The organism is Nocardiopsis sp. NPDC055551, assembly GCF_053619415.1.
On record NZ_JBSHJJ010000003.1, the window covers coordinates 480,394 to 506,540 of the forward strand.

Genomic DNA, 26,147 nt, shown 5'->3' on the forward strand with positions numbered 1-26,147 from the left:
GTTCTTTCGGATCCCTTGTGCTTCGAGAACCAGCCTCTCCGAGGTACCTGACATCCACTGGCAGGTATGGAGAGAATGTTCGTATGCGCGCCGATCGGCTTGTCTCCCTGCTCCTGCTGCTGCAGAACCGAGGTCGGATGAGCGCGCCCGAACTCTCCGCGGAGCTGGAGGTATCGGTGCGCACCATCTACCGGGACGTCGAGGCGCTCGGCACGGCCGGGATCCCGGTGCTCGCCGACCGCGGACCCGAGGGCGGCTACCGGCTGATGGACGGTTACCGCACCCGGCTGACCGGACTCACCGACGCCGAGGCGGAGTCCCTGTTCCTGATCGGGGTTCCCACCGCGGCCCGTGACCTGGGGTTGGACGCGGTGCTCACGACCGCCCGACACAAACTGCGTGCGGCCCTGCCCACCCCGCTCGCGGAACGGGCCGCCCGCGCCCAGGATCGTTTCCACCTGGACGCCCCGGCCTGGTTCCGCGACGCCGACGAGGTCCCGCACCTCGGTGTCATCACCGAGGCGGTGTGGGAACGCCGGATCCTGCTGGTTCGCTACCTGCGCTGGCGGGGCGAGGTGGAACGGGAGCTGTGCCCGCTCGGCATCGTGCTCAAGGGCGGTACCTGGTACCTGGTGGCCCTGGCCGGTGAGGGCCCGGAGTCGTCGGTGCGAACCTACCGAGTGTCACGCGTGCAGGAGGCCCACCCGACCGGCGAACTCTTCGACCGCCCGACCGGCTTCGACCTGGTCGAGTACTGGGAGGAGTCGGCCCGCCGACTGGAGGCATCGATGCTCCAGGGAACTGCGCACCTGCGCCTCGCCCCGGAAGCCGTGAAGCTGCTGCCGATGCGCTTCGGCGCGATAGGCCGCCGTGCTCTGGAAGCGGCCACCCCGGCGGGGGACGACGGGTGGGTGGAAGTCCACTTGGAGGTGGAGTCGCTCCCAGTGGCGGTTGGAGATCTGCTGCGCATGGGAGCGAGCGCGGAAGTACTGGGCCCACCAGATTTGAGAAGGGCCGTGGCGGCGGAGGCTGCGGCAATGGCCAGCCTGTACGGGGGTGGGGAGTAGGTGCGTGGAGTAGGGATGAGGAGGGGAATGGGGATCGGGGTGGCGGGCGGGGAGGTAGTGGTGGACGGGGAAGTAGTGGTGAGTGGGGAAGCGGTGGTGAGTGTGGGGTGGGCGCGGGTTATCCACAGGTGGATGGGTTCGGGGTGGTGGTGGGGTCGGTAGGCGTGATCCCATCGATCTTGGGGGAGCCGCTGGTTTCGCCGGTTTCGTGCTGCCCGGGGGTTGTTCGTGCTGTCCAGGTGTGGGGTGGGATGGGTGAGGTGCCTGGGGCGGGAGTCTTGGGGTTGTTGGGGCGCCTCGGGTTTCTGGCTCTTTGGGGTGATTGGGCGTTGTGGGGGTGGGTTCTCCCTCCTTCCCCGCCGCGTGATTATTGCCGCCCGCACCGTACGCGTCAAGGCAACGTCGAGTGCTGTAGCGCTGTGGTGGGTGGCCTTGACCCGCACGGCACGGGCGGCGGTTTGGCGGCTATCGGGGAAGGAGGGAGAGTGGTTGAGGTCCCAACGGCCCCGGGCTTCGCCCGGTCCGGCCGTAGCCGGCCGGATCCCTTCCCTTCCGCCTGGTGTCCTCGTGGGGCGCGTCGCCACTACGTGACGGGTCGGGTAACGAAGAGCCCGCTACAGGCGGGGCACGGGGCGGGCCGCGTCCCAGCGGTAGCCGGCCCTGGTCTTCTCAGCGATGATCTTGCTCGTAGCGCCCATTTGGGCGCCCAACATGGCGCTACGGACAAGATCGTTTCCATTCAGAGCCCCTTCCCTCGAATTCGCTAGGAGCATCTCCGCGATAGACGGATCCGACCATAGCGAAAAGGGGTTGCGGGCAACCCGAAACAGAGGCTCTCACATAGCAGGAATGCCGGATCCAGAATTCGACTAATAAACTCGTAGGGAGGCCTGTCGTTATCGTGGGTGTTCGCATATAATCAGAGTATGAGCTTTCCTCCCCACGCACCGCACCCGGCCGGGAACACCCCGGTCGATAAAGCGATGGCGGGTGCGCGGGAGATGGCGGTGGAATTCTCCGGACGGGATATCCCGTTCGGGTGTGAAGCCGATGTGCTCGCCCAGTTCGGCCGGATCAACCAGGAAACAGACCGCATCCGCTATGGGATGCTGCCCGCCCTGGCCCGTATGGAGGCCACCGGTTCTCTGTTGGAAGAGGGTGGCCAGCGCAGTATCCAGGCGTGGATCCCCCACCAGTGGGGGACCTCCCCGGCCGAGGCCAAGAGCCTCGCCACCCTCGCCCGGGCGTTGTACAAACAGCAACTGCCCTTGGTGGAAGAAGCCTTCCAAGGTGAGGTCTTGTCGCTGGGTGAGGCGTGCGCCATCGCGACCTCCACCGAAAAGGCTGTGGGTGAGTGGGCGAAAGTCCTGGAAACGGCGGATGAGGAATTCCGTGCCCAGCGTCCTTCGGTGGAGGGGTTTCGGGCCCGGTTGGAACTCGGGTTGATCGGTTTCAAGGCCGAGTGCCCGCAGGCTTCGGTGCGCCAGTTGCGGGACGCGGCGAAATGGTTCGTCGCCCGCCTGGACCCCGACAAAGCCGACCGGGACTACGACGAAACGTTCGAGAACCGGGGCGCCCAGTTCTCGCCCACGTTCGAGTCCGGGTTTCTGTTGCGGATGTGGGGGCCGGGGGCCGATAACGAGCTGATCCAGGCCGCTCTGCAGGCTTATACCGATCCGTATGGGCCGGAGAACGCGGCGATGCCGAAGCATCAGCGCACTTATGACGCGATGATGCGGATCTTCGAGACCGCTCTGACCCATCGGGATTGCTCCAGCCTGAGCCGCCAACCGTTGGCGACCCTCAACATCACCGTCCCCCTCAAACGCTTCCTCGGAGACGGCACCGCAGAGCCGGCCGTCACCGAGGATGGTGTGGTGTTGCCCGATCAGATGGTGGCCCGTTTGACCCCCGAAAGTTGGTTGCGCCGGTTCGTGACCGACGCCCAGGGCCGGACTCTGTTGGATGTGGGGCGTAAGCAGCGGTGCGCTCCGGATCCGGTGCGCCAGGCGGCGGGGTTCAAGAAGCCCTACTGCGAGTGGTACGAAGGCTGTGACATGCCGCGTAGCTGGTCGCAGTACGACCACATCGTCCCCTTCTCCCACGGCGGGGCCACCAGCGCCGAGAACATGCAGGTGCTCTGCTCGACCCACAACCGGCTCAAGCACCGGTTGCAGGCGAAGGTGAACCGGCAGATCTGGGAACACCACCACGCCCAGAACCGCCAGGAAGCGGGAAAGGAAGCCGGGTCCGGGGATGGGGAAGGAGAGCCGGCCCCAGCCACCGCCCCCTAACCACCACCCGCTCCCACACCCACGCGTTTCCGCCAGGTGGAACACCACCCCGGCGAGAACACCCCGCCGCGACCACCCCGAGTGGGTGTCAGACCCCAAGGGCCCGTGCCCTGTGGGGATATCCGCATGCCCACCCCTGCGAACCCCCCACCCAGAGCCATATCCCGGGGACAGAGTGGCTCCCATCGGGGGTGTCGACAGCACACGGCCCTACTACGGATGCCGGCACCACTTCCACCCCCGGTACTGGCTCCCGCCCCAGGTACCGGCCCACCGGCACCACCAACCCCGTGCAACCCTGTGCTGTCTCTTCATCATGATGATCTTGTCCGTAGCGCCATGTTGGGCGCCCAACATGGCGCTAGGAGCAAGATCATCGCTGTGAAGATCAGGGCCGGCTACCGCGGGGACGCGGCCCGCCATCCGCCCTACCTGTAGCGGGTACTTCGTTACCTCACCGGTCACGTAGTGGCGACGCGGCCCACGAGGACACCAGAGGGAAGGGAAGGGATCCGGCCGGCCACGGCCGGAGTGGGCCGCAGGCCCGCAGGGCCCTTGGGACCTCAACCACTCTCCCCCTTCCCCGATAGCCGCCAAACCGCCGCCCGTGCCGTACGGGTCAAGGCCATCAGGGCCGCTGCCAGAGCACACAACATCGCCTTGACGCGTGCGGTGCGGGCGGCAACAATCACGCGGCGGGGAAGGAGGGAGAACCCACCCCCACCCCGCCCAACAACCCAAGGGCACCTACCCGAGGCGCCCCACCAACCACCCCCACCCCGCCCAACCACCCCAAGAGCCAGAAAACCGAGGCGCCCCACCAACCACCCACACAACGCCCAACAACCCAAGGGCACCTACCCGAGGCGCCCCACCAACCACCCCCACCCCGCCCAACCACCCCAAAAAGCCAGAAACCCGAGGCGCCCCACCAACCACCCACACAACGCCCAACAACCCCAAGACTCCCGACCCCAGGCGCCTCACCATCAACCTCTGGGCAGCACAAAACCGGCGGAACCAGAAGCTCCCCCAATATCAAGAAGACATCACCCACCCCATCGACCGCCACCCCACCACCACTTACCTGTGGATAACCCCCGGAGCCCACGTCCACCCACACCCAAACCAACACGCCCCATGTCCCGCGCCCCCACCCCCACCCCCACCCCCACCCACCCCCACCGAGGTCAGGTGCCGGGGCTCTCGTGAACGGGGCTTTTCTCGCGGGCCAAAGGGCTGCTGGGGGCGAGCCGGGTGAGCAAGGTGCGGCTGATGTCCAGGAGTTGGTCGCGCTGTTCGGGGGTGAGCAGGTCCAGGAGGTTCTCGCGCATGCTCGCCACGTGCGGGCCGCCGGCGCGGTGGAGGACTTCGCGGCCCTGGTCGGTGAGGACGGCGAACCAGCTGCGGCGGTCGGTCTCGCAATGCCGGCGTTCCACGAAGCCGGCCTCGGTGAGCTTGCGGACGGCGTGGGTGATCCGGCTGGGTTTGGTGTGGGTGAGTTCGGCCAGCTCGCTCATGCGCAGGGACCCGTGCTCGTTCTTGGAGAGCAGGACCAGCAGTTCGTAGTAGGTCAGGGGTAGGTCGACCTCCTGTTGGACGTCGCGTTCCACGCGCTGGTCCAGCAGGCGGAACGCCAGGGTGACGGCGTCCCAGGTGCGTTCCTCGGTGGCGCTGACGTGGCAGTGGTCGCTCATGGCCAAATATTACCACGCTGGATTATTGCGTACTGAAATACTTTGGAGTTACTGTCATGCTGAATCTTTCAGCGCTGGAGTAACTTTGATGAGGGAACCCCGATGACCTACACGGCACCGGCCAGTGCCCGCCGGCCACGTTTGTTGCCGGCCTTGTTCGTGCTGGCCATGGCCCACTTCACCCTGTCCGTGGACTTCAACGTCGTCTACATCGCCTTACCCGAGATCGGCCGGGAACTGGGGCTGGACGCCGGCGGCCTGCAGTGGGTCGTCTCCGCCTTCGCCCTGGGCTACGGGGGCTTCCTGCTTTTGGGTGGTCGGGCCGTCGACCGGCTCGGTGCGCGCAGGATGCTGGTCCTCGGTGCCGCCTTGATGGCCGGAGCCTCGGTGGTCGGCGCCCTGGTCGGCGTCCTCACCTGGCCCCCGACGGTACTCATCGGCGCCCGAGCCGCGCAGGGATTCGGAGCCGCCCTGATCTTTCCCGCCACCCTGGCCTTGGTGAACACGGCCTTCGACGCGGGCCCCGCGCGAAACCGTGCGCTCGCGGTCTGGGGCAGCGCCGGGGCCTTCGGTGCCTTGGCCGGGGGAGCACTCGGCGGTGTCCTCACCAGTCTGCTCGGGTGGGCCTCGGTCTTCTGGGCGCTGGTCCCGCTCGCCCTGGTCGTGGCCATCGCCGCACCGCGGGTGCTGCCCACCGACCCCCGGAGCGAGGGCCTGGCCGGTTTCGACCTGCCCGGCTCGGCCCTGGCCACCGGTGGTGCGCTCCTCCTGGTGTTCGGGATCTCCCGGATCCAGGAGGACGTTCGGACGGGCGTCGGCGTGATCGTGCTGGGGGCGGTGACGCTGGGGCTCTTCCTCCTGGTGGAGCGCGGGGGCGCCGACCCGTTGCTGCCGCTCGGCCTGCTTCGTGTGCGTTCCCTGTGGGTGAGCGCGGTGCTGGTCTTCGTGCTCATGGGTGTGATCGGCGCACTGCACTTCGTCTACACCACGCACGTCCAGGACGGTCTGGGGTTGGGGCCGTTGGCCGCGGGGCTGGGCTTCCTGCCCCAAGGGGTGGTGGCCATGCTCGGCTCCGCCTTCCTGTTGCCCCGGCTGCTCGGCCGTTGGGGTTCGCGGCGGATCTTGTTCGTCGGCGTGCTCGGTGTCGCGGTGACCTCGGTCGTCTTCGCCTGGGCGGTCTCCGGTGACCACTACTGGATGGTTCTGCCCGCGGTGCTGCTGCTCGGGCTCACGGCGGGCACCGTGTATCCGGCGGTGTTCGCGGTGGCGGGTGAGGAGGTCGACGCTGCCCGCCAGGGAGTGGCCTCGGCTACGGTGTCCACGGCGCAGCAACTCGGCGGAGCGGTCGGACTCGCGGCGCTGGTAGCGGTCGCGGGCACCGGGGGTGGACTCACCGCGGCCTCGCTGACGGGGGGAGCGGCCTTGACCGTCGTGGCGTTCCTGGCACTGGCGATCCGTGTGGCGCCGCGAGCGGGGCGGGCCACGCGGTTAACCTGAGGCCCCACCGGTCGGTCGCCACACCGATCGGGCCGATGGACGGGGCTTTGGGCGGGTATGCGCCTGGGAGGAAGACCCATCGATACGGAGGACGACCAATGGCGACCACCTGGCTGGGACCGGAGAGCCGCACCGCGGCGCTGGCATCCATGGCGGACGAGGAGCTCGACGTCCTCGTTGTCGGAGGTGGGATCGTGGGGGCGGGTATCGCCCTGGACGCGGTCTCACGCGGACTCTCCACGGGGCTGATCGAGGCGCGCGACTACGCCTCGGGTACCTCCAGCAGATCCAGCAAACTCATCCACGGCGGCCTGCGTTACCTGGAACAACTCGACTTCGAGCTGGTCCGTGAAGCGCTCCATGAACGCGGTCTGTTGCTCACCACCATCGCGCCGCACCTGGTGCGTCCGGTACCGTTCCTGTTCCCGTTCCAGCATCACTGGGAGCGGTTCTACATCGGCGCGGGCGTCACCCTTTACGACGCGCTCGCGATGAGCTCCCGCAACAACCGGGGACTGCCCTCGCACCGACACCTGACCAGGTCCGGCGCGATGAAGGTGTTCCCGGCGCTCAAGCGCAGCTCCCTGGCCGGCGCGATCCAGTACTGGGACTGTCAGGTCGACGACGCCCGTTTCGTCACCACGGTCCTGCGCACGGCGGCGGGACTGGGCGCGCGGATCGCCTCCCGGGTACAGGCGGTCGAGTTCCTCCGTGAGGGCGAACACGTGGTCGGGGCGATGGCCGCCGACCTGGAGAGCGGCGAGAAGGTCCGGATCCGCGCCCGGCAGGTGGTCAACGCCGCGGGTGTGTGGACCGACGACATCCAGGAGATGGTCGGAGGCCGTGGCCAGGTCCACGTCAGCGCCTCCAAGGGTGTGCACCTGGTGGTACCGCGGGACCGTATCCAGGCCTCGTCCGGGATGATCCTGCAGACCGAGAAGAGCGTGCTGTTCGTGATCCCGTGGGGCCGCCACTGGATCATCGGCACCACCGACACCCCGTGGGACCTGGACAAGGAGAACCCCGCGGCCAGCCGCGCCGACATCGACTACGTCCTGGACCACGTCAACCAGGTGCTGCGCACGCCGCTGAGTCGGGACGACGTCGAGGGCGTCTACGCGGGTCTGCGGCCGTTGCTGTCGGGGGAGTCCGACGAGACCTCCAAGCTGTCCCGAGAGCACACCGTCGCCCACCCGGTGCCGGGTCTGGTGCTCATCGCGGGCGGCAAGTACACCACCTACCGGGTCATGGCCAAGGACGCGGTGGACGCGGTAGCGCATGGACTGGGCGGGGCCGTTCCGAACTCGGTCACCGACAAGCTGCCCCTGGTGGGCGCGGACGGGTACGCGGCCCTGTACAACCAGCGTCACCGTCTGGCCCGGGACTCCGGGCTCCACGTCTCACGGGTCACACACCTGCTGCGTCGGTTCGGCTCCCAGGTCCACGATCTCCTCGACCTGATCAAGGAGCGCCGTGACCTGGCCCGTCCGTTGGCGGGTTCCGATGACTACCTGAGGGCGGAGGTCGTCTACGCGGTGCACGCGGAGGGAGCCCGTCACCTTGAGGACGTCCTGACCCGTCGTACCCGCATCTCCTTCGAGACCTGGGACCGGGGCATCGCCGCCGCGGAGGAGGCGGCAGAGCTGATGGCCGAACCCCTGGGGTGGGCCAAGGAGCAGGTGGAACGCGAGGTGGAGTTCTACCGCAAGGGCATCGAGGCCGAGCGGGTGGCCCAGGAACAGGACACCGACCAGGAGGCGGACGCGGTCCAGCTCGGCGCCCCGGAGATCGTTCCGGACGTGCACATCGCTCGGCCCGGAGGCCGTTCCTGACGGGGGTCGCACGGGGCGGTTAGGGTGCGTACCACCGCGTTGTTACGCACACCCCCTCCGCGAAGGACCCTCGGTCATGATCAAGGTGCTGCTCGTCGAGGACGACGTCCGGCTCGCCGACGCGCTCGCCGGGGCGCTTGAGACGAACGGCTACGAGGTCGTGCAGGTTCGTACCGCCGGGGACGCGCTCGCCGCGTCCCCGGCGGACGTCGTCCTGTTGGACCTCGGCCTCCCGGACATGGACGGCATCGACCTGTGTCGTGCGCTCCGTGAGCGTCAGGACTTCGGGGACACCGCCATCATCATGGTCACCGCGCGGGGACGACAACGCGAACGCGTCCTCGGGCTGCGTTCGGGCGCCGACGACTACGTGGTCAAACCCCTGGCCATCGAGGAACTGTGCGCCCGGATGGAAGCGGTGCTGCGTCGCACCGGCACACGTTCGGGCACCGTGCTGGAGGCGGGCCCCGTCCGGGTGGACACCGGTACCCGAGTCGTCACCTGCGAGGGTCGTCCGGTGGAGCTCACCCGCAAGGAGTTCGACCTGCTCGTGGTGCTGGTGCGCGAGGCCGGCGGGGTGGTCCCGCGCGAGCACCTGCTGTTGCGGGTGTGGCAGACCTCCTGGCCCGGCACGCTGCGCACCCTGGAGGTGCACATCGGCACCCTGCGCGCCAAGTTGGAGGCGCCTCGGCTCATCCAGACCGTCCGCGGGGTGGGTTACCGGATGGCGGTCGGTTCCCCCGTCTCCCGGGTCTGAGGATCCGGGATGCGCAGACGTTTGGTGACGGTGTACGTCACCCTGCTGGTGGCGGCCTGCCTGGCGTTGGCGGTGCCGCTGTGCGTCAGCATCGCCGCACGCGGCACCTCGGACATGATGCTGGACCGGATCAACGACACCGCCCGATTCGCGGGGTTGGCCGAGCCCAGCGTCCTCACCGGTAACGAGGGCACCCTCTCCGCCGAACTCGCCGCCTACGAGGAGGTCTACGGGATCATGGCGGTGGTGGTGGATCGGGACGGCGAGGTGGTGGTCTCCTCTCGACCGGGGTTGACCCTGGCCGACCTGGACCCGAACGGCTGGCCGGAGGGCGGGGAAGCGATATCCGGCCCGGTGCGCACGGCCCTGGCCGGCAACCGGATGGGCGCCGACAGCGTGGTCTGGCCCTGGCAGGAGGGTCCGCTCATCGTCGCCGAACCCATCGGCCGTTCCGGTGAGGTCGTGGGTGCCGCCGTCACCTTCTCGCCCACCGAGTCCCTGCGCCGCGCCACCACCGTTCAGTGGGGGGTGGCGTGGCTGGTGGCCACCGCGTTGATGCTGGTCGGCATCACGGCGGCCGGTCCGCTCACCCGGTGGATCCTGCGTCCCATCGACGACCTCGACGAGGCCACCCGCGCGGTGAGCGGCGGCAGCCTGGACACCCGGGTGCGCACAGCCGCCGGGCCGGATGAGCTGCGCCGCCTGGGCGAGTCGTTCAACCAGATGGCCGACACCATCACCTCCATGCTGGAGAGCCAGCGCACCTTCGTCGCCTACGCCGGCCACCAGGTGCGCAACCCCCTGGCCGCGCTGCGGCTTCGGGTGGACGGTTTGTCCCGTCATCTGGGCCAAGAGGGCGCGCAGGACCACCGTCTGGCGCTGGACGAGGTCGACCGACTCACCCGTATCTGCGACGGCCTGCTCACCCTGGCCCGGGCCGAGGACGCCGAGCACTCGATGGTGTGGGAGGACGCGCGGGAGGTCGCGGAGGACCGGGTGGCGGCGTGGCTCCCCATCGCCGATCGCGCCGGCGCGGAGCTGACCTGCGAGGGCGCCTCCGACGTGTCGGTGCCGTGTGCGGAGGGCACCCTCGACCAGGCCCTGGACGTGCTCATCGACAACGCGTTGAAGTTCGGTGGCGCGGGGGTCCGGATCGTCGTTCGGGTGGACGAACCCGTTCGGTACGAGGAGGGCGGCGGCCACCTGGACATGCGAGTGGTGGACGACGGGCCGGGGCTCCCCGCCGAAGAGCTCGAACGCGCCACAGAACCCTTCTGGCGGGACGGCGGGGGCACCGGCGGCGGTTCCGGGCTCGGGCTGTCCATCGTGGTCACCCTGCTGGAACTCCAGGGCGCGGAACTCACCCTGCGGCCCGCCCACCCGAACGGCATCGACGCACGGATCCGCCTACCGCTGCCCTAGAGAACACTCAGGGGACCGATGGGCGTTCGTCGTGCGCGTACTTGACCGACCGGTAGTAGGCGGTGGCACCCGGGTGCAGGGGCACCGGCAGGGTGGCGATGGCCGATCGCGGGTGCAGGTGAAGGGCGACCGGGTGGATCTCCACCAGTGCGTTCCGCGACTCGAACAGGATCCGGGTGAACTCCCGGGCGGTCCGGTCCGGCATTCGAGAACCGGCCACCATCAGGCTCGGCACCCCTATGGTGCGCACCGCGGGCACGTTCTCGTAGGTCTCGGCCGGCACGGGGAGTTCGGAGTAGAACTCCCCGTACTCGTCCACCAGCTCCGGAACGTGCTCGGACAGGTCCAGCAGTCGCACCGGGGTCCGCGTGGCCAGGTCGGAGACGGCCTGGGTCGGCAGGCCTCCGGACCAGAAGAACGCGTCGATGCGTTCGTCCTCCAACGCTCGGACCGAGCCGCCGATGGACAACCGCTGTCGGTCCACGTCCGAGTCGGTGTCCTCGGCCAGACCCGCGGTGTCCAGTAGCCGTTCGGCGATCATCTCGGTGCCCGAACCCCTGGCTCCCACCGAAACGGAGGTCCCGGCCAGGTCCGCGACCTCCTCGTAGGGGGAGTCCGCGCGCACCACCACGTGCGTGTAGTTGTCGTACAACCGGGCGATGGCCTTGATGGGCAGCGGCCGATCGAACGGTTCCCGGCCCTCGACGGCCAGCGCGGCCACGTCCGCGAGGGTGAAGGCGGCGTCCAGCGCGCCGGAGGCGACCAGCCGATTGTTCTCCACGCTCGCCGCGGTGGTCAGGGCGGTGATCTGGGTGTTCGGGTCGGGGTCGGTCACCCTCGCCAACCCGGCGCCATAGACGTGGTACACGCCGCCACTACCGCCTGTGCCGATGGCCAGGCGGAGTGGGTCCGAGCGTGGAGGATGCGACCAGGAGAGCAGACAGACGGTCAGGAGACCGGCGGTCAGGATTCGGGAGGTCGCCCACAGACGGTGGGTGGGGGGCCGCGCCATGTTCGCACGATAGCAACCGGACCCGAACCTCAGGAAAGGCTCAAATCCCACCCGTTGGGGTGTTGCTCCCACGGACACGGCCACTACCTTTCTGGCGACGGAAAGTGGCCCCTGTCACACCCCTGATCCCCCCTGCCCCAGAACCCCCGAGAGGACCGACCGACCATGCGACGCACACTGCTGTCCCTGGCCGCCATCCCCGCCAGCGTCGTCACGCTCGCCGCCTGTGGCGCGCAGCCGGCCGAGCAGGCGACCGAGGACGTCGGGCTCGGTGGAGCCCCGGTCCAGTCCGACCTCAGCATCGTCACCGGTGGTACCAGCGGTGTGTACTACCCGATCGGTGGCGCGCTGCGCTCCATCATCGGGGACAACCTGGAGGGCCAGAGCGCCTCCGTCGAGGCCACTGGCGCCTCCGTGGAGAACATCCGCCTCCTCAACAGCGGCGACGGCCACCTGGCCATCGTCCAGGGTGACGCCGCCGACCAGGGCTTCAACGGCACCGGCGACTTCGAGGCCGACCCGGCCCGGACGTACTCCCTCGCGGTCATGTACCCCAACGTGTTCCACGCGGTGACCCTGGCCGACATCGCCGCGGACAAGGGCTTCGAGTGCTTCTCCGACGTGGTGGGCAACCGCTACTCCGTCGGTGACATCGGTAGTGGCAACGAGGCCACCACCAACCAGGTGTTCGAGACGTTGGAGATCGCCTCGACCGAGGTGGAGCTCCAGCAGCTGGGTTACGCCGAGACCGCCAACGCCCTGTCCAACGGCCAGCTCGACGCCGGTTCCTGGGTCGTCGGCGAGGGCCACTCGGGCATCACCGAGCTGGGCACCACCGAGGACATCGACATCATCGAGATGTGCGACGAGGAGCGCGAGGCCATCGTCGCCGGTTACGGCGGCTACACCGAGCACACCATCCCCGGCGGCACCTACCCGGGCATCGACGACGACGTGAACACCATCGCGGTGTGGAACGCCCTGGTCGTGCCCGGTGAGTTCAACGAGGACCAGGCCTACGAGATCACCAAGGCGATGTTCGACAACATCGACGAGGTCGTCGGCGTCTACGCCCCGGGCGAGGACTACCTCGTCCCGGAGACCATCGAGAACAGCCCGGTCCCGGTCCACCCGGGCGCCGTCCGCTTCTACGAGGAGGAGGGCGTCGAGATCCCCGAGGACCTGTTGCCCGAGACCGACTCCACCGAAGAGTAGGCATCCGTGCTCCGGTCCGCCAGCACCGCCGCCCTCCTCGTGGGGGCGGCGGTCGCCGCCGCCGCGCTGCCGTTGTGGCCCGCGCTCCGGCTGAGTGTGGACGAGGACCGGCTCGGCCACCTGCCCCTGGCTGAGGGTGAACTGTTCACCATCTCCTACGTCCACTCGATCGACCACCTGCCGATCGAGGAGTACATCGAGGTCAGGGACGGGAACCTGGTGGTCGACGCCACCCGACTGCGTCAGTTCGGCGCGGGCATGGGCCACCGGCCGGGGGAGGGCACCGGCCGGGCCGACGGCGAGTGGTGGGTCATCGAGGACATGGACCGCGACATCGGCACGGAGGTGGCGATCCGCGTGGGCGCGCCCTCGGTCGACCACCGTGTCGGTACCCCCGACTCCGAGGTGCGGCTCTCCCCGTGCCTGGCCTCCCGACGGGTGGTCGTCGAACCCGTTCGGGCGACCACCCTCCAGTTGCTGTTCGACTCCGACCCCCAGCCGGAGTGCGACACGCCCACCGACCGAAAACCCAACGAAGCACCCCAGTGAACCCGAGGAAGAACATGGCCAAGACCGGAACCTCCGCCGGCGCGTTGCCCGACGTCGACGGTCTCGGCGAGGACGCCCCGCCGTTCTGGCGGAAGGTCGCCGCCGAGCGTTGGGGGGAGGGCAAGGGCGGAATGATCGTGGGCGGAGTCGTCCTCCTCCTCGGTATCGCCCTGACCGCCTTCCAGCTCTACATCGCCCTGCGCGCCGGGCTCGACGCCCGCCAGCAGCGCCTCATCCACCTGATGCTGGTGATGTTGCTGGTCTTCCTCATCATGCCGCCGTTCAAGAAGGGCAGGGCCGAGGGCAACCCGGTCCTGTTCGTGATCGGCGCGGTGGTCGACCTGGTCATGGTCGTGGGCACAGTCGTGGTCAGCCTCTATCCGATCGTCTTCCAGTCCGAACTGGCCCGTCGCGCGGGGGCCTACACCGAACTGGACTGGATCATGGGCGCGCTCGCGATCGTGATCCTGTTGGAGGCCACCCGCCGCTCGGTCGGTCTGGTCATGGTGATCCTCGTGGCGGGCTTCCTGTACTACGCGTGGATCGGCCCGATGATCCCCGGCCGGTTCGGTCACTCGGGGGCCACCTACGAGCGCATCGCCACCCACACCTACCTGGGCAACGACGGCATCTACGGGCTGACGCTCGGGGTCGTGGTCACCTTCGTGTTCGTGTTCATCCTGTTCGGCGCGCTGCTGTCCAAGACCGGCGGCGGCAACTTCTTCGTCGGACTGGCCTACGTCCTGACCGGGCGGATGGTCGGCGGTCCCGCCAAGGGCGCGGTACTGGGCAGCGCCCTGATGGGTTCGGTCTCGGGCAGCGCCATCGCCAACGTGGTCACCACCGGCCCGTTCACGATCCCGTTGATGAAGAGGGTCGGCTACAAGAAGCACGACGCGGCGGGCGTGGAGGCCGCGGCGTCCACCGGTGGCCAGATCCTGCCGCCCATCATGGGCGCGGGCGCGTTCCTCATGGCCGAGCGGTTGGGCATCCCCTACGCCGACATCGTCAAGGTCGCGATCATCCCCGCGATCATGTACTTCGCGCTGATGTTCCTGTTCGTGGACATCCTCGCCCGCAAGCACAACGTCGGGACGATGAAGAAGGAGGACGTCCCCGCCTTCGCGATCGTGATGCGCGCGGGCTGGCACTTCCTGGCCCCGTTGGTCCTGCTCATCGTGCTGCTGCTCAACTACGTGCCGCCCACACAGGCGGGCCTGGCGGCCTGTGGCGCCCTGTTGGTCGTGGCCATGCTGCGCGCGGGCAGCCGCCTGAGCGTCCAGGACTTCCTGGAGGTGTTCGTCATGGCCGCCCGCAGTACCCTGCCGGTGTCGGTGGCGTGCGCCGTCGCGGGGGTCATCGTCGGGGTGGTCGGCCTCACCGGCCTCGGTCTGGTCTTCTCCGACGTGCTGGTCAACGCCTTCGCCGGGAACCTGTTCATGACCCTGGTGATGGTCGCGCTGGCCTCCCTGATCATGGGTATCGGCCTGCCGGTGACCGCCTCCTACGTGGTTCTGGTCATCCTGGCCGGCCCGGCGCTGGAACAGCTGGGCCTGGCGCTCATCGTCGCGCACATGATCGTGTACTGGCTCAGCCAGGACTCCAACGTGACCCCTCCGGTGGCCTTCGCGGCGTTCGCGGCGGCGGGCATCGCCGACTCCAAGCCGATGCGTTCGGGTGTGTCCGCGTGGAAGTTCGCCAAGGGCCTCTACCTGATCCCGCTGCTCATGGCCTACTCGGCGCTCATGGAGGTCGACGGTCCCGTTCTCGACCTGGTGATCGCGATCGTCACGGGGTCGGTCGCACTGGCGGCCGGAGCCATAGCCATCGAGGGTTGGTTCCTGCGCCGCACCATGATCGGCGAACGGATCGCCTTCGGTCTGTCCGCGGCCCTGGTCCTCATCGCCCCCGAGTGGACCGGATGGACGGAGTCGTTGCTGTCGGTCCACGTGGCCTCGCACTGGTTCGTGCTGGCCGGCAGCGCCGCCTGTACCGCGCTCATCGTCCTGCAGGTGATCAACCACCGTCGGGACAAGGCCAAGGGTCTGGTCGCGCCGCTGGGACAACCGCGGCCGGGTACCGACGTCGAGACGGAGGAGACGCAGGAGAAGGCCGACCGGTCCATGACCTAACCTCGCTGACATGGCAGGCATGTGGCGATTCGGACGGAAACCCTCCAAGGTGCTCGGCGGCACCGACCTCGAAGGGGCCCTGGTCTCGGCGTCCCTTGGCACGGACCCGCTGCTGCGCGCCGGCTGCGCCGCGGTCCGCCAAGGAGACGTCGAGGTGGGCGCCTCGCTCCTGCTGGAGACCCGAGACGACCCCGAGGCCCGCTCCCACCAGGCCGAAGCCCTGGGCCGGTCCGCTCTGGACCGGCCCGACGAGGTGGCCGGACTGGTGGAGGAGGGCGCGGACCCCGCCGACACGCTGCTGTGGCTGGGGCACGCCCTGTTGGCCCGTGCCATGTCGTTGCCGTCGGGAGGGACCGCCGAACACAAGGCGGTGGAGGCCGCGCTGCACGAGGCGCGCGTGCCCCTGGCCGAGTCCGCCCGGCTCAACCCCGACGACGCCGCCCCCTGGGCCGCGTTGCAGACCGTGGCCATGGGGCTCGGGGACCGGTCCGAACGCGAACGCTCCTGGACCGAGGCGCACGCTCGCGCGCCCCACCTGGTGCCCGCCCACATGACCCGGGTCCGGGCCCTGGCCCCGAGCCGAGGCGGGTCGGTGGAGGAGATGTTCGCCGCGGCGGGCGCGGCGGCCGACACCGCGCCCGAGGGTAGCCCGCTCCCGGCGGTGTTGGCCCTGGCCCACGCCGAGTACCTGCGTGGGGAACAGCGCCGGTTGATCGAGGAGGGCAAGAGCCCCTACATCGTGTCCATGAGCCTGGGCCGGCTGCACGGTGAGGGGGTCCGCGAGCTCTTCCGGCTCGCTCGGGCGTGGGTGTCGGCCGGGGTTCCGCACGTGCGCGACGTGCAGGCGCACCACCTGTTCGCGTGGGCGTTCCATCGGTCGGGCGAGTCCGATCCGGCGCGCTGGCACCTGGGCGCGGTCGGCCGGTTCTACAACGAGATCCCCTGGTCCTTCTTCGGGCCGGCCCGCGTGGAGATCGCCCGGGCCATGGCCGAACTGGGCGTGGATCCGCGCCAGGCCCCCGAGGTCGACACCGAAGCGGGATGAAAAGCACTGGTGACCAGGTGCGGCGGTCCGCCACAATGCATGGGTGCTACTGACGATCACGACCACGGCCCGCCCGGCGACAGACCTCGGATACCTGCTCCACAAACATCCCGACAAGGCGCAGAGCTTCGAGCAGTCCTTCGGTACGGCGCACGTCTTCTACCCCGAAGCCACCGAGGAACGCTGCACGGCCGCGCTGTTGCTGGAAGTCGACCCGCAGGCGCTGCTGCGCACGCGCACGTCGGTGAGCACCCCCGACTTCGCCCTGGCCCAGTACGTCAACGACCGCCCCTACGCCTCGTCGTCGCTGTTCACGGTGGCGCTGGGCAGGGTGCTACGGACCGCGATCCGTGGTGTGTGCGAGGGGCGCCCCGAACTGGCCGCCACGCCCATCCCACTGGAGCTGCGCCTGCCCGCGGTGCCGTGTCGATCGGGGCCGGAGCGGGCCCGTGCCCTGTTCGAGCCACTCGGCTGGACGGTGCGCGCCGAACCGGTGCCACTGGACCCCGGGCTGCCCGGCTGGGGTGACTCCCACTACCTGTCACTCACCCTGACCGGCACCCTGCGGCTGTCCGACGCCCTCAGCCACCTGTACGTGCTGCTGCCCGCGATGGAGGGCGGCAACAGGCACTACTGGGTGGACTCCACCGAGATCGACAAACTGTTGCGCGCCGGCGGCGCCCCCGTGGACGGGGTCGAAGCCGAGGACGGCGCGGGATGGCTCGCCGAGCACCCCGAACGCGAGTGGATCACCCGGCGCTACCTCGCCCGCCGGGATCGGTACGTGCGCTCCGCCCTGGCCCGCCTGACCGAACACGAGGAGCCCCAGGAGGACGTCGTCGACCCGGTGGTCGAGGAACGTGAGCCGTCCCTGGCCGATCGGCGGGCGGACGCGATCGAGACGATCCTGGAGTCCGAGCACGTCTCCAGCGTCATCGACCTGGGCTGTGGCGGCGGAAAGCTGCTGGAGCGGCTGGTCCGGCACCGGAACCTGGAGCGGATCACCGGGGTGGACGTCCACCTGGGCGGTCTGGAGATCGCCCACCGCAAGCTCTGCAAGGGGTGCGACCCGGGCGGCGGCCGTGGCCACAGGCCGCTGTTCGCCGACGCGGCCGCGGGCCGATCCGACCGAAGGCCCCGGCCCGAGCTGCTACTCGGCTCCGTGGTCTACCGGGACGAACGCTTCCACGGCCACGACGCCGCCGTCCTCATGGAGGTCGTCGAACACCTCGACCCCTCCAGGCTGCCCGCCATGGAGGACGTCGTCTTCGGTGACACCGCGCCCCGTGTCGTCGTGGTCACCACACCCAACGTCGAGTACAACCGCCACTACGAGGGCCTGACCGACGGATCCTTCCGCCACGCCGACCACCGCTTCGAGTGGACCCGCGCCGAGTTCGCGGCGTGGGCCGACCGGGTCGCCGAACAGTACGGCTACACCGTCCGGTACCTGCCGGTCGGCGACGAACACCCCGAGACCGGGGCACCGACACAGATGGGGGTCTTCACCCGATGACCGAGACGAACCTCCGCGTGCCCCGGATGGGGCTCGTCCTGCTGGTCGGGGTCTCCGGGTCGGGAAAATCGACCTTCGCCGCCGAGCACTTCGAGCCCACCCAGGTGATCGGCTCCGACTTCTGCCGCGGCATGGTCAGCGACGACGAGAACGACCAGACCGCCACCGCCGACGCGTTCGCGCTGCTGAACACGATCGTGGACATCCGGCTGCGGCGTGGACTGCTCACCGTCGTGGACGCCACCAACGTCCAGCGCAAGGCCCGCGAGCAGCTCATTCGCATCGCCAAGGACAACAACGTCCTGACCACCGCGATCGTGTTGGACGTACCCGAGTCCGTGGCCGTGGCGCGCAACCGTTCCCGACCGGAACGCGACTTCGGCGACCACGTCGTACGCCGACAGCGCCGGGACCTGCGCGACGGGTTCAAGCGCATGGCACGCGAGGGCGTGCGCAAGGTGTACGTCCTCAAGGGCCAGGAGGAGATCGACGCCGCCCGGATCGAACTGGAACGCCCCTGGCCGGACCGGACCGAACTCACCGGGCCCTTCGACATCCTCGGTGACGTCCACGGCTGCCGCTCCGAGCTGGAGTCCCTGCTCGGCGACCTCGGCTACGAGATACGACGCGACGACCAGGGACGGCCCGTGGGCGCGCACCACCCCGAGGGGCGCACGGCCGTGTTCGTCGGCGACCTCGTCGACCGTGGACCGGACAGCCCCGGCGTGCTGCGCCTGGTCATGGGGATGGTCGCCGACGGCGACGCCCTCTGTGTGCCCGGCAACCACGAGAACAAGCTGGTCCGCTACATGCGCAAGGGCGCGGGCAAGCTCACCCACGGTCTGGCCGAGACCGTCGAACAACTGGGGCGCGAGAGCGAGGAGTTCCGCGAGCGGGTCCTGGAGTTCTGCGACGGCCTCGTCAGCCACCTCGTCCTGGACGACGGGAAGCTGGTGATCGCCCACGCCGGGCTCAAGGAGGAGTACCACGGGCGTGCCTCCGGGCGGGTCCGCTCCTTCGCCCTGTACGGCGAGACCACCGGGGAGACCGATGAGTTCGGCCTGCCGGTACGCCTGCCCTGGGCACGCGACTACCGGGGCAGGGCCGCGGTCGTGTACGGGCACGTACCCACCAACAAGGCCGAATGGCTCAACAACACCATCTGCCTGGACACCGGCTGCGTGTTCGGTGGGCGTCTCACCGCGCTGCGCTACCCGGAGCGCGAGATCGTGGACGTGGACGCGGAACAGGTCTGGTACGCACCGGTACGACCGCTGGCGGAGGAGACGTCGAGGGACAACGACCGGAACGCCGGTCAGGCCGTCGACATCACCGACCTCGGCATGGGCGACCTCCACGCCGGCCTGTTCGTCGACACCGACGACGGAGTCGTACGGGCGAACGCGGAGAGCGCCATGGCCGCGCTGGAGGTCATGAGCCGCTTCGCCGTCGACCCGAGGTGGCTGGTGTACCTGCCGCCCACGATGGCGCCCGCGCCCACCGCGGCCGACCCGGGCCTGCTGGAACACCCCGCCGAGGCCTTCGAGTCCTTCCGTTCCTCCGGCATCGGTCAGGTGATCTGCGAGGAGAAGCACATGGGCTCGCGGGCCGTGGCGGTGCTGTGCCGGGACGAGGCCGCCGCCGAACGGCGCTTCGTCCCCGGGGAACTCGGCACCGTCTTCACCCGCACCGGCCGGCCCTTCTTCAAGGACGCCGACCTCCAGAGGACGATGGTCGACGAACTGCGTCGCGCGGTCTCCGACGCCGGCCTGTGGGACAAGCTCGGTACCGACTGGGTCGCCCTGGACGGAGAAATGCTGCCCTGGTCGGCCAAGGCCGGCTCGCTCATCCGTGACCAGTACGCGTCGGTGGGCGCTGCGGCGAGGGCCTCGCTGCCGGCCGCCGGCGCCGCGCTGGCCGCCGCGGCCGAACGCGGGGTGGACGTCTCCGGGCTCGCCGCGACCATCGAACGCCGCACCGGGCAGATGGCGGCGTTCAGCGACGTCTACCGCCGCTACACCTGGGAGACCGACGGGGTGAAGGGCCTGCGGTTCGCCCCGTTCATGCTGCTGGCCACCGAGGGGCGCGAGTACACCGAGGCCGACCACCTCTGGCACATGAGCGTGGCCGAACAGCTCGCCGACGCCCACCCGATGATCCACCGCACCCGTTACCGGGTCGTGGACACCACCGACGGCGACGCCCGCGAGGCCGCCGCCGGGTGGTGGCGGGAGATGGTCGACGTCGGTGGTGAGGGCATGGTGGTCAAGCCGCTGCTCGGGGCACGGGCCATGGCCCGCAAGGGACTGGCGCAGCCGGGGCTGAAGGTGCGCGGACCCGAATACCTGAGGATCATCTACGGGGCCGACTACACCGACCCCGAACGGATCGCGGTGCTCAAGGACCGCAGGCTCGGCCGCAAGGCGGGACTGGCCATGCGCGAGCACAAGCTCGGGCTGACGGCCCTGTCCCGGCTGGCGGCGGGCGAACCGCTGTGGCGGGTGCACGAGCCGGTCTTCGCGCTGCTGGCGCTGGAGACCGAACCGGTCGACCCCCGCCTGTGACCGTGTGGGATCGACAGGGCGGGGCACGCGGGAAATCCCCTTGCGTGTCCCGCTTCCGCCGTCCATCATCGTCCTGACCAGCACCGACAACAGAGAGGTCACGGCATGCGGCGTTCCTATGGAGTTCTCGAACCCATCTTCCGGATCGAAACCCTGCTGGGAACCGCATTTGGCCACCCTGAACATCGGAATCCTCGCGCACGTCGACGCGGGTAAGACCAGTCTCACCGAGCGTCTGCTCTTCGACGCCGGTGCCATTCACCGGCTCGGCAGCGTCGACTCCGGCGACACCCGGACCGACACCGGCCGGATCGAACGCGAACGCGGCATCACCGTACGCACCGCCGTGGCGCCCTTCCGGATCGGTGCCACCCGGGTCAACCTGATCGACACCCCCGGTCACGCCGACTTCGTCGCCGAGGTCGAGCGCGCCCTGTCGGTACTCGACGGCGCGGTACTCGTGCTGTCCGCCGTCGAGGGGGTACAGCCGCACACCCGCCTGCTCATGCGCGTCCTGCGTCGGATGCGCCTGCCGGTGCTGCTCTTCGTCAACAAGACCGACCGCGGCGGGGCCGACCCCGAGCGTGTCCTCGACCAGGTCCGGCGTCGCCTCACCGACCGCGTCCTGGCCTTGGACACCGTGCGTGAACCGGGGACCCGAGGGGCGCGTACCCTGTCGTGCCACTGGGACGATCCGGGGCTGGCGGAGCGGGCCGCGGAACTGCTCGCAGAGGAGGACGACACCCTCTTGGCGGCGCTGGTCGACGATCGTCCCCCACCGCTGGGCGACGCGCTGCGGGAGAACGTCCGCGACCAGGTCGGACGCGGGCTTGTGTACCCGGTGCTGTCCGGATCGGCGGTCACCGGCGCGGGAATTCCCGAGTTGACGGCGGCCCTCACCGAGCTGTTGCCCGCCACGGTTCGGACCGACGGCTCCGAGGAGCCACACGGGACCGTGTTCGCGATCGAGCGTTCGGCTTCGGGGGAGAAGACCGGATACCTGCGGCTGTTCTCCGGGCGCCTGGCCCCACGGGACCGGGTTCGGTTCGAACGGGCCGACCCCGCCGACGGCGAACCCCACCAGGGCCGCATCACCTACCTGGAGGTGGCCGGTTCGGAGGGTGAGCGGGGTCGATCCCTGACCGCGGGCGGTATCGGACGGATCCGCGGCCTGCCCGGGCTGCGGGTGGGCGACCGGATGGGTCCGCCGACCGTGCCGGTGAGCCTGGCCGACCCCGCGCTGGAGTCCGTCGTCCGCCCGGTGCGTCCGCAAGACTCGATCCGCCTTCACGCGGCGCTCACCGCGCTCTCGGACCAGGATCCGCTGATCCGGCTGCGCGCGGTGCCGGGGGAGGGGCTCTCGGTCCTGCTCCACGGAGAGGTCCAGAAGGAGGTCGTCGCCGCCACCCTGGCCGACGACTTCGGGGTCGAGGCGGTCTTCGCGCCCAGCAGCGTGGTGCACACCGAACGCCCATCCGGCTCCGGTACGGCGATCGAGCCGATCGACCTCGCACGGGAGATCGGGGGCCCGGTCACGGTCGGTCTGCGGGTGGACCCGGGGGAGGAGGGAAGCGGAGTGGTGTTCCGTCGGGAGACGGAGCTGGGCGCCCTGCTCGCCGCCTACGACCACGCGGTCGAGGGCAGCGTGCGCGACACCCTCCGGCAGGGACTGTACGGGTGGCCGGTGACCGATTGCGTGGTCACGCTGGTCCGCAGCGGCTACATCGCGCCGCTGACGGAGGCGGCGCACTTCCGGCTGCTCACCCCGATGGTGCTGATGCGCGCGCTCGACGCCGCGGGCACCCGCGTACACGAACCCGTGCGCGAGTTCGAACTGGAGGTCCCGGATGACGCGCTGAGCGCGGCCGTCTCCCACCTGCACGCCTGTGGGGCGCGGGTGCGGGACTCGGTCCGCACCGCCGAGGGGTGGCGGGTGACCGGTGAGATCCCGGTCCGCGGCACCGACACCTTCCGGACCCGGCTTTCGGGGCTCTCCCGAGGCGAGGGCGTGTGGTGGACCCGGCCCGGGGGAGACCGGCCGGTGCGGGGGCGCGTGCCTCGTCGGACCCGCACCGACGGCAACCCGCTGAACCCGGAAGAGTACCTGGTCCACCTGGGCAACGCGGGCCGCACCGGGATCGTCGGGTAGCCGAAGGGGGACAGATCGGCGGGAACGCCCCGGACTTGGAGGATCACACCAGGTTCGGGGCGACGCTTTGTCATGGGATCACCACAATCGGATCGCACTTCGTCTTCTTTTCACGCCCACTCTTTCGAGCGGACACCCCCGAGGGTGATGATGAGCCGGCACAAAATCCCCACACCCCCGACACCACCGGAGATGCAGGCGTGTCCCCAACCCCCTACCGAACCACCGGCGTCGTCCTCGCCGCCATGGCCCTGGGTGCCGGACTGGTCGCCGCGGTGCCCGCCCTGGCCGATGGTGAACAGGCACCGGCCGAACCGGGCGACCTACGCGTCCACGACGTCCAAGGCACCACCCGGACCTCACCCCTGGTGGACGAGGAGGTCGTCGGCCTGCCCGGTGTGGTCACCGCCATCGCCGGATTCGGCAGCGCACAGGGCTTCTGGTTCCAGGACCCCGAAGCCGACGACGACCCCCGCACCAGCGAAGCGCTGTTCGTCTTCACCGGGTCCACCACCCCCGACGTCGAGGTCGGTGACGAGGTCCTGGTCTCCGGGCGGGTGAGCGAGTACGCCCAACAGGAGGGCGCCCAGACCATCACCCAGCTCGACCAGGCGTCCTGGAACGTCGTTTCCAGCGGCAACGGGCTACCCGAGTCGGTTCTGCTGGAAGAGGACACCGTCCCCGGGGCCTACGCGCCCGCGCCCGGCGGTGACATCTCCGAACTGGAACTGGAACCCGACGCCTACGCCCTCGACTTCTGGGCCGCGCACGAGCACATGCGGGTCCGGGTGGAGGACGCCCCCGTCATCGCGCCCACCGACGGCTACGACGCCCTGTGGGTGACCACGCGACCCGACGAGAACGCCACGGCGAACGGCGGCGCCCACTACGGCTCCTACGACGACCCCAACAGCGGCCGGGTGAAGATCGAGTCGCTGATCGACCACGCGGAACGTCCCTTCCCGGACGCGAACGTCGGCGACACCCTCACCGGGGTCACCGAGGGGCCCGTGTACTACAGCCGGTTCGGCGGTCACCTCATCCGCGCCACCACCCTGGGCGGGCACGCCACGGGTGACCTGGAGCGGCGGCCGGTCCGCGAGACCGAGCGGCACGAGGTCTCCGTGGCCACCTACAACGTCGAGAACCTCGGTGGTACCGACGACCAGGCGGACTTCGACGCCCTCGCCGAGGGGTTCGTGGAGTACGTCGGTTCACCCGACATCGTCGGCCTGGAGGAGATCCAGGACGACAGCGGTGAGACGGACGACGGCGTGGTCGACGCCGGCCTCACCCTGGACCGACTCGTCGACGCGATCGCCGCCGCCGGTGGCCCCTCCTACGAGTGGCGCCAGATCAGCCCGGAGGACAAACAGGACGGCGGCGTGCCCGGCGGCAACATCCGCAACGCGTTCCTCTTCAACCCGGACCGGGCCCGGTTCGTGGACGTGGCGGGCGGCGACGCCACCACCGCCGTGGAGGTCGTCGAGGGTGAGTACGGGGCCGAACTTTCGGTGTCCCCGGGCCGCGTCAGCCCCGAGAACGAGGCCTGGGAGGAGAGCCGCAAACCCCTGGTCGGCCACTTCCGGGCCCTCAACCGCGACGTGTACGTGGTCACCAACCACTTCAACTCCAAGGGCGGCGACGAAGCCCTGCACGGGGTCCAGCAGCCGCCGAACCGGTCCAGCGAGGTGCAGCGGGGCGCCCAAGCGGAGCTGGTCCGGGAGTTCGCCGACGAGCTCCTGGCGGTGGATCCCGACGCGAACCTGGTGGTGATGGGCGACCTGAACGACTTCCAGTTCTCCCACACCCTGGACGTCCTCACCGGCGACGGCGCGCTCACCAACCCGATGGTGGACCTGCTGGAGCCGACCGAGGGTTACAACTATGTCTTCGACGGCAATTCACAGGCCCTCGATCACATCCTGGTGAACGAGGCCCTGGCCGGCCGGGTCGACTACGAGGTCGTTCGGATCAACTCCGAGTTCCACGACCAGGTCAGCGACCACGACCCACAGGTGCTGTGGATCGACACCCGACGCGGCACCCCGCCGCACCGAGGCTGACCCACTCGTTCGCGCCGGGCCTCAGCCGCCCGAGGCCCGGCGCAGGGCGTAGACGTTCGCCCGCACCGTTTCCCCGGCTCCGCCGTCTTCTCCACCACTCAGCCGGACCGGGGCCAGGACCCGCCTGTACTCATCACCCTCGAAGTCGTCGAGGCGCCTCCAGTGACGGCCCAGCTCCTCCGAGCCGAACACGAAGCCGTGGACCTCGGGGCCGGAGTCGTCCAGCACGATGCCCGGATACCCGGCCGCCGCGCCCCAGCCCTGCTGGACCAGCTCTCCCCGGACCGTCGCCGGTTCCCATACGCCGGGGACGTCCGCCAAGACATGCTCGTTGGGCCTACCCGGGGCAAGCGTTCCGTAGACGAAGAGTCGTTCGATCATCCGATCAATCTAACAAGTGCCTCTGAACAGGGAACATCCTGCTGGGGGCGTGAGTGTCTCGGATGGGTGAGTGGGGTCGGGGTCGGGGGTGGGGGTGCGACTGGGGGTTTGGGCTTGGGGGTTATCCACAGGTCTGAGTTTTCGGGCTGGTGGACTGTTCCGGCTACGTGATCCCATTGATCTTGGGGGAGCCGCTGGTTCCGCCGGTTTTGTGCTGCCCAGGGGTTGATGGTGGGGCGCTTCAGGCCGTGATCCTGCGGGTTGTTGGGCGTTGTGTGGGTGGTTGGTGGGGCGCCTCGGGTAGGGGCCCTTGAGGTTGTTGGGCGGGGTGGGGGTGGGTTCTCCCTCCTTCCCCGCCGCGTGATTGTTGCCGCCCGCACCGCACGCGTCAAGGCGATGTTGAGTTGCTCATCAGCGTGGTGGGTGGCCTTGACCCGTACGGTGCGGGCGGCGGTTTGGCGGCTATCGGGGAAGGGGGGAGAGTGGTTGGGGTCCCAACGGCCCCGGGCTTCGCCCGGTCCGGCCGTGGCCGGCCGGATTCCTTCCCCCCGTCTGGCTTTCTCGTGGGGCGCGTCGCCACTACGTGACGGGTCCGGTCACGAAGGCCCCGCTACAGGTGAGGCACGGGGCCGGGCGCGTCCCCGCGGTAGCCGGCCCTGGTCTTCACAGCGATGATCTTGCTCCTAGCGCCCATTTGGGCGCCCAACATGGCGCTACGGACAAGATCGTTTCCATTCAGAGCCCCTCCATCGAAGTCGCTAGGAGCATCTCCGTAATAGGTGGATCCGGTCATAGGGGAAGGGGTTGTGGATAACCCAGAATGGCCACCCCATCTATAATAGGCACATTCACCGACATGGAAATAGGTTGAATATACCCACCGGTAAGCCTGCCATTTCCTGGTGTGTTCGCGTATAATCAGAGTATGAGCTTTCCTCCCCACGCATCGCGC

17 protein-coding genes are annotated in these 26,147 nt (G+C 69.3%); 14 read left to right on the forward strand and 3 right to left on the reverse strand.

From position 1 onward, the window contains the following. The first annotated feature begins 83 nt into the window (after nucleotides 1–83). Both ACWGSK_RS08585 and ACWGSK_RS08590 read left to right on the forward strand, forming a co-directional pair. A complete protein-coding gene (locus tag ACWGSK_RS08585) occupies nucleotides 84–1,067 on the forward strand; it encodes a helix-turn-helix transcriptional regulator (protein ID WP_452455519.1) in 984 nt (327 codons plus the stop codon). 926 nt (nucleotides 1,068–1,993) lie between these two features. After that, on the forward strand, nucleotides 1,994–3,361 hold the full coding sequence (locus ACWGSK_RS08590) for a DUF222 domain-containing protein (RefSeq protein ID WP_452455520.1): 1,368 nt from the start codon (nucleotides 1,994–1,996) through the stop codon (nucleotides 3,359–3,361). Nucleotides 3,362–4,551: 1,190 nt separating this feature from the next. On the opposite strand, the gene ACWGSK_RS08595 is transcribed toward ACWGSK_RS08590, so the two are convergent. Beyond that, a complete protein-coding gene (locus ACWGSK_RS08595; protein WP_358516165.1) occupies nucleotides 4,552–5,058 on the reverse strand; it encodes a MarR family winged helix-turn-helix transcriptional regulator in 507 nt (168 codons plus the stop codon). 102 nt (nucleotides 5,059–5,160) lie between these two features. Here ACWGSK_RS08595 and ACWGSK_RS08600 point away from each other — a divergent pair, with 102 nt between their 5' ends. The 4 genes from ACWGSK_RS08600 to ACWGSK_RS08615 all read left to right on the forward strand — a co-directional run bounded on the left by ACWGSK_RS08600 (nucleotide 5,161) and on the right by ACWGSK_RS08615 (nucleotide 10,566). Continuing rightward, entirely contained in the window at nucleotides 5,161–6,555 is a 1,395-nt protein-coding gene (locus tag ACWGSK_RS08600) for an MFS transporter (RefSeq protein ID WP_358516168.1), read from the forward strand. Nucleotides 6,556–6,653: 98 nt separating this feature from the next. Further along, entirely contained in the window at nucleotides 6,654–8,387 is a 1,734-nt protein-coding gene (gene glpD, locus ACWGSK_RS08605) for a glycerol-3-phosphate dehydrogenase (RefSeq protein ID WP_358516170.1), read from the forward strand. Nucleotides 8,388–8,463: 76 nt separating this feature from the next. Then, nucleotides 8,464–9,144: a response regulator transcription factor gene (locus ACWGSK_RS08610; protein ID WP_358516172.1), complete on the forward strand. Its 681-nt coding sequence runs from the start codon at nucleotides 8,464–8,466 to the stop codon at nucleotides 9,142–9,144. A gap of 9 nt (nucleotides 9,145–9,153) precedes the next feature. Continuing rightward, nucleotides 9,154–10,566 (forward strand): sensor histidine kinase, encoded by a 1,413-nt coding sequence (locus ACWGSK_RS08615; RefSeq protein ID WP_452455521.1) that lies wholly within the window; start codon nucleotides 9,154–9,156, stop codon nucleotides 10,564–10,566. Nucleotides 10,567–10,573: 7 nt separating this feature from the next. On the opposite strand, the gene ACWGSK_RS08620 is transcribed toward ACWGSK_RS08615, so the two are convergent. After that, nucleotides 10,574–11,578, reverse strand: coding sequence for a TAXI family TRAP transporter solute-binding subunit (locus ACWGSK_RS08620; protein WP_452455522.1), 1,005 nt, complete (start codon nucleotides 11,576–11,578; stop codon nucleotides 10,574–10,576). A gap of 165 nt (nucleotides 11,579–11,743) precedes the next feature. Between ACWGSK_RS08620 and ACWGSK_RS08625 the strand changes: the two genes are divergently transcribed. From ACWGSK_RS08625 to ACWGSK_RS08660, 8 genes are all read left to right on the forward strand, one after another. Continuing rightward, nucleotides 11,744–12,793 carry a TAXI family TRAP transporter solute-binding subunit gene (locus ACWGSK_RS08625; protein WP_452455523.1) on the forward strand — a complete coding sequence of 350 codons (1,050 nt, stop codon included), beginning with the start codon at nucleotides 11,744–11,746 and terminating at the stop codon, nucleotides 12,791–12,793. A 6-nt stretch (nucleotides 12,794–12,799) separates the two neighbouring features. After that, entirely contained in the window at nucleotides 12,800–13,342 is a 543-nt protein-coding gene (locus ACWGSK_RS08630; RefSeq protein WP_452455524.1) for a DUF1850 domain-containing protein, read from the forward strand. A gap of 14 nt (nucleotides 13,343–13,356) precedes the next feature. Beyond that, nucleotides 13,357–15,474 (forward strand): TRAP transporter permease, encoded by a 2,118-nt coding sequence (locus ACWGSK_RS08635; RefSeq protein WP_452455525.1) that lies wholly within the window; start codon nucleotides 13,357–13,359, stop codon nucleotides 15,472–15,474. Between the two features lie 19 nt (nucleotides 15,475–15,493). Then, entirely contained in the window at nucleotides 15,494–16,519 is a 1,026-nt protein-coding gene (locus ACWGSK_RS08640) for a hypothetical protein (RefSeq protein ID WP_452455537.1), read from the forward strand. 43 nt (nucleotides 16,520–16,562) lie between these two features. Next, entirely contained in the window at nucleotides 16,563–18,035 is a 1,473-nt protein-coding gene (locus tag ACWGSK_RS08645; RefSeq protein WP_452455526.1) for a 3' terminal RNA ribose 2'-O-methyltransferase Hen1, read from the forward strand. After that, the gene (locus ACWGSK_RS08650; RefSeq protein ID WP_452455527.1) at nucleotides 18,032–20,599 is read left to right on the forward strand and encodes a polynucleotide kinase-phosphatase; all 2,568 of its coding nucleotides are present in this window, start codon (nucleotides 18,032–18,034) and stop codon (nucleotides 20,597–20,599) included. Before ACWGSK_RS08645 ends, ACWGSK_RS08650 begins: the two co-directional genes overlap by 4 nt. A gap of 118 nt (nucleotides 20,600–20,717) precedes the next feature. Continuing rightward, complete coding sequence (locus ACWGSK_RS08655) at nucleotides 20,718–22,748, forward strand: GTP-binding protein (protein WP_452455528.1); 2,031 nt, start codon at nucleotides 20,718–20,720, stop codon at nucleotides 22,746–22,748. A 245-nt stretch (nucleotides 22,749–22,993) separates the two neighbouring features. Further along, a complete protein-coding gene (locus ACWGSK_RS08660; RefSeq protein WP_452455538.1) occupies nucleotides 22,994–24,814 on the forward strand; it encodes an endonuclease/exonuclease/phosphatase family protein in 1,821 nt (606 codons plus the stop codon). A 21-nt stretch (nucleotides 24,815–24,835) separates the two neighbouring features. Here ACWGSK_RS08660 and ACWGSK_RS08665 read toward each other — a convergent pair whose 3' ends face one another. Next, a complete protein-coding gene (locus ACWGSK_RS08665) occupies nucleotides 24,836–25,195 on the reverse strand; it encodes a gamma-glutamylcyclotransferase family protein (RefSeq protein ID WP_452455529.1) in 360 nt (119 codons plus the stop codon). Between the last annotated feature and the right edge of the window lie 952 nt (nucleotides 25,196–26,147).

Excerpts from the sequence above, each read along its gene's own strand:
- ACWGSK_RS08585 (WP_452455519.1), top strand. The coding sequence starts at position 84 with ATGCGCGCCGATCGGCTTGTCTCCCTGCTCCTGCTGCTGCAGAACCGA.
- ACWGSK_RS08590 (WP_452455520.1), top strand. The coding sequence starts at position 1,994 with ATGAGCTTTCCTCCCCACGCACCGCACCCGGCCGGGAACACCCCGGTC.
- ACWGSK_RS08595 (WP_358516165.1), bottom strand. The coding sequence starts at position 5,058 with ATGAGCGACCACTGCCACGTCAGCGCCACCGAGGAACGCACCTGGGAC.
- ACWGSK_RS08600 (WP_358516168.1), top strand. The coding sequence starts at position 5,161 with ATGACCTACACGGCACCGGCCAGTGCCCGCCGGCCACGTTTGTTGCCG.
- glpD (WP_358516170.1), top strand. The coding sequence starts at position 6,654 with ATGGCGACCACCTGGCTGGGACCGGAGAGCCGCACCGCGGCGCTGGCA.
- ACWGSK_RS08610 (WP_358516172.1), top strand. The coding sequence starts at position 8,464 with ATGATCAAGGTGCTGCTCGTCGAGGACGACGTCCGGCTCGCCGACGCG.
- ACWGSK_RS08615 (WP_452455521.1), top strand. The coding sequence starts at position 9,154 with ATGCGCAGACGTTTGGTGACGGTGTACGTCACCCTGCTGGTGGCGGCC.
- ACWGSK_RS08620 (WP_452455522.1), bottom strand. The coding sequence starts at position 11,578 with ATGGCGCGGCCCCCCACCCACCGTCTGTGGGCGACCTCCCGAATCCTG.
- ACWGSK_RS08625 (WP_452455523.1), top strand. The coding sequence starts at position 11,744 with ATGCGACGCACACTGCTGTCCCTGGCCGCCATCCCCGCCAGCGTCGTC.
- ACWGSK_RS08635 (WP_452455525.1), top strand. The coding sequence starts at position 13,357 with ATGGCCAAGACCGGAACCTCCGCCGGCGCGTTGCCCGACGTCGACGGT.
- ACWGSK_RS08640 (WP_452455537.1), top strand. The coding sequence starts at position 15,494 with ATGTGGCGATTCGGACGGAAACCCTCCAAGGTGCTCGGCGGCACCGAC.
- ACWGSK_RS08650 (WP_452455527.1), top strand. The coding sequence starts at position 18,032 with ATGACCGAGACGAACCTCCGCGTGCCCCGGATGGGGCTCGTCCTGCTG.
- ACWGSK_RS08655 (WP_452455528.1), top strand. The coding sequence starts at position 20,718 with ATGGAGTTCTCGAACCCATCTTCCGGATCGAAACCCTGCTGGGAACCG.
- ACWGSK_RS08660 (WP_452455538.1), top strand. The coding sequence starts at position 22,994 with ATGGCCCTGGGTGCCGGACTGGTCGCCGCGGTGCCCGCCCTGGCCGAT.
- ACWGSK_RS08665 (WP_452455529.1), bottom strand. The coding sequence starts at position 25,195 with ATGATCGAACGACTCTTCGTCTACGGAACGCTTGCCCCGGGTAGGCCC.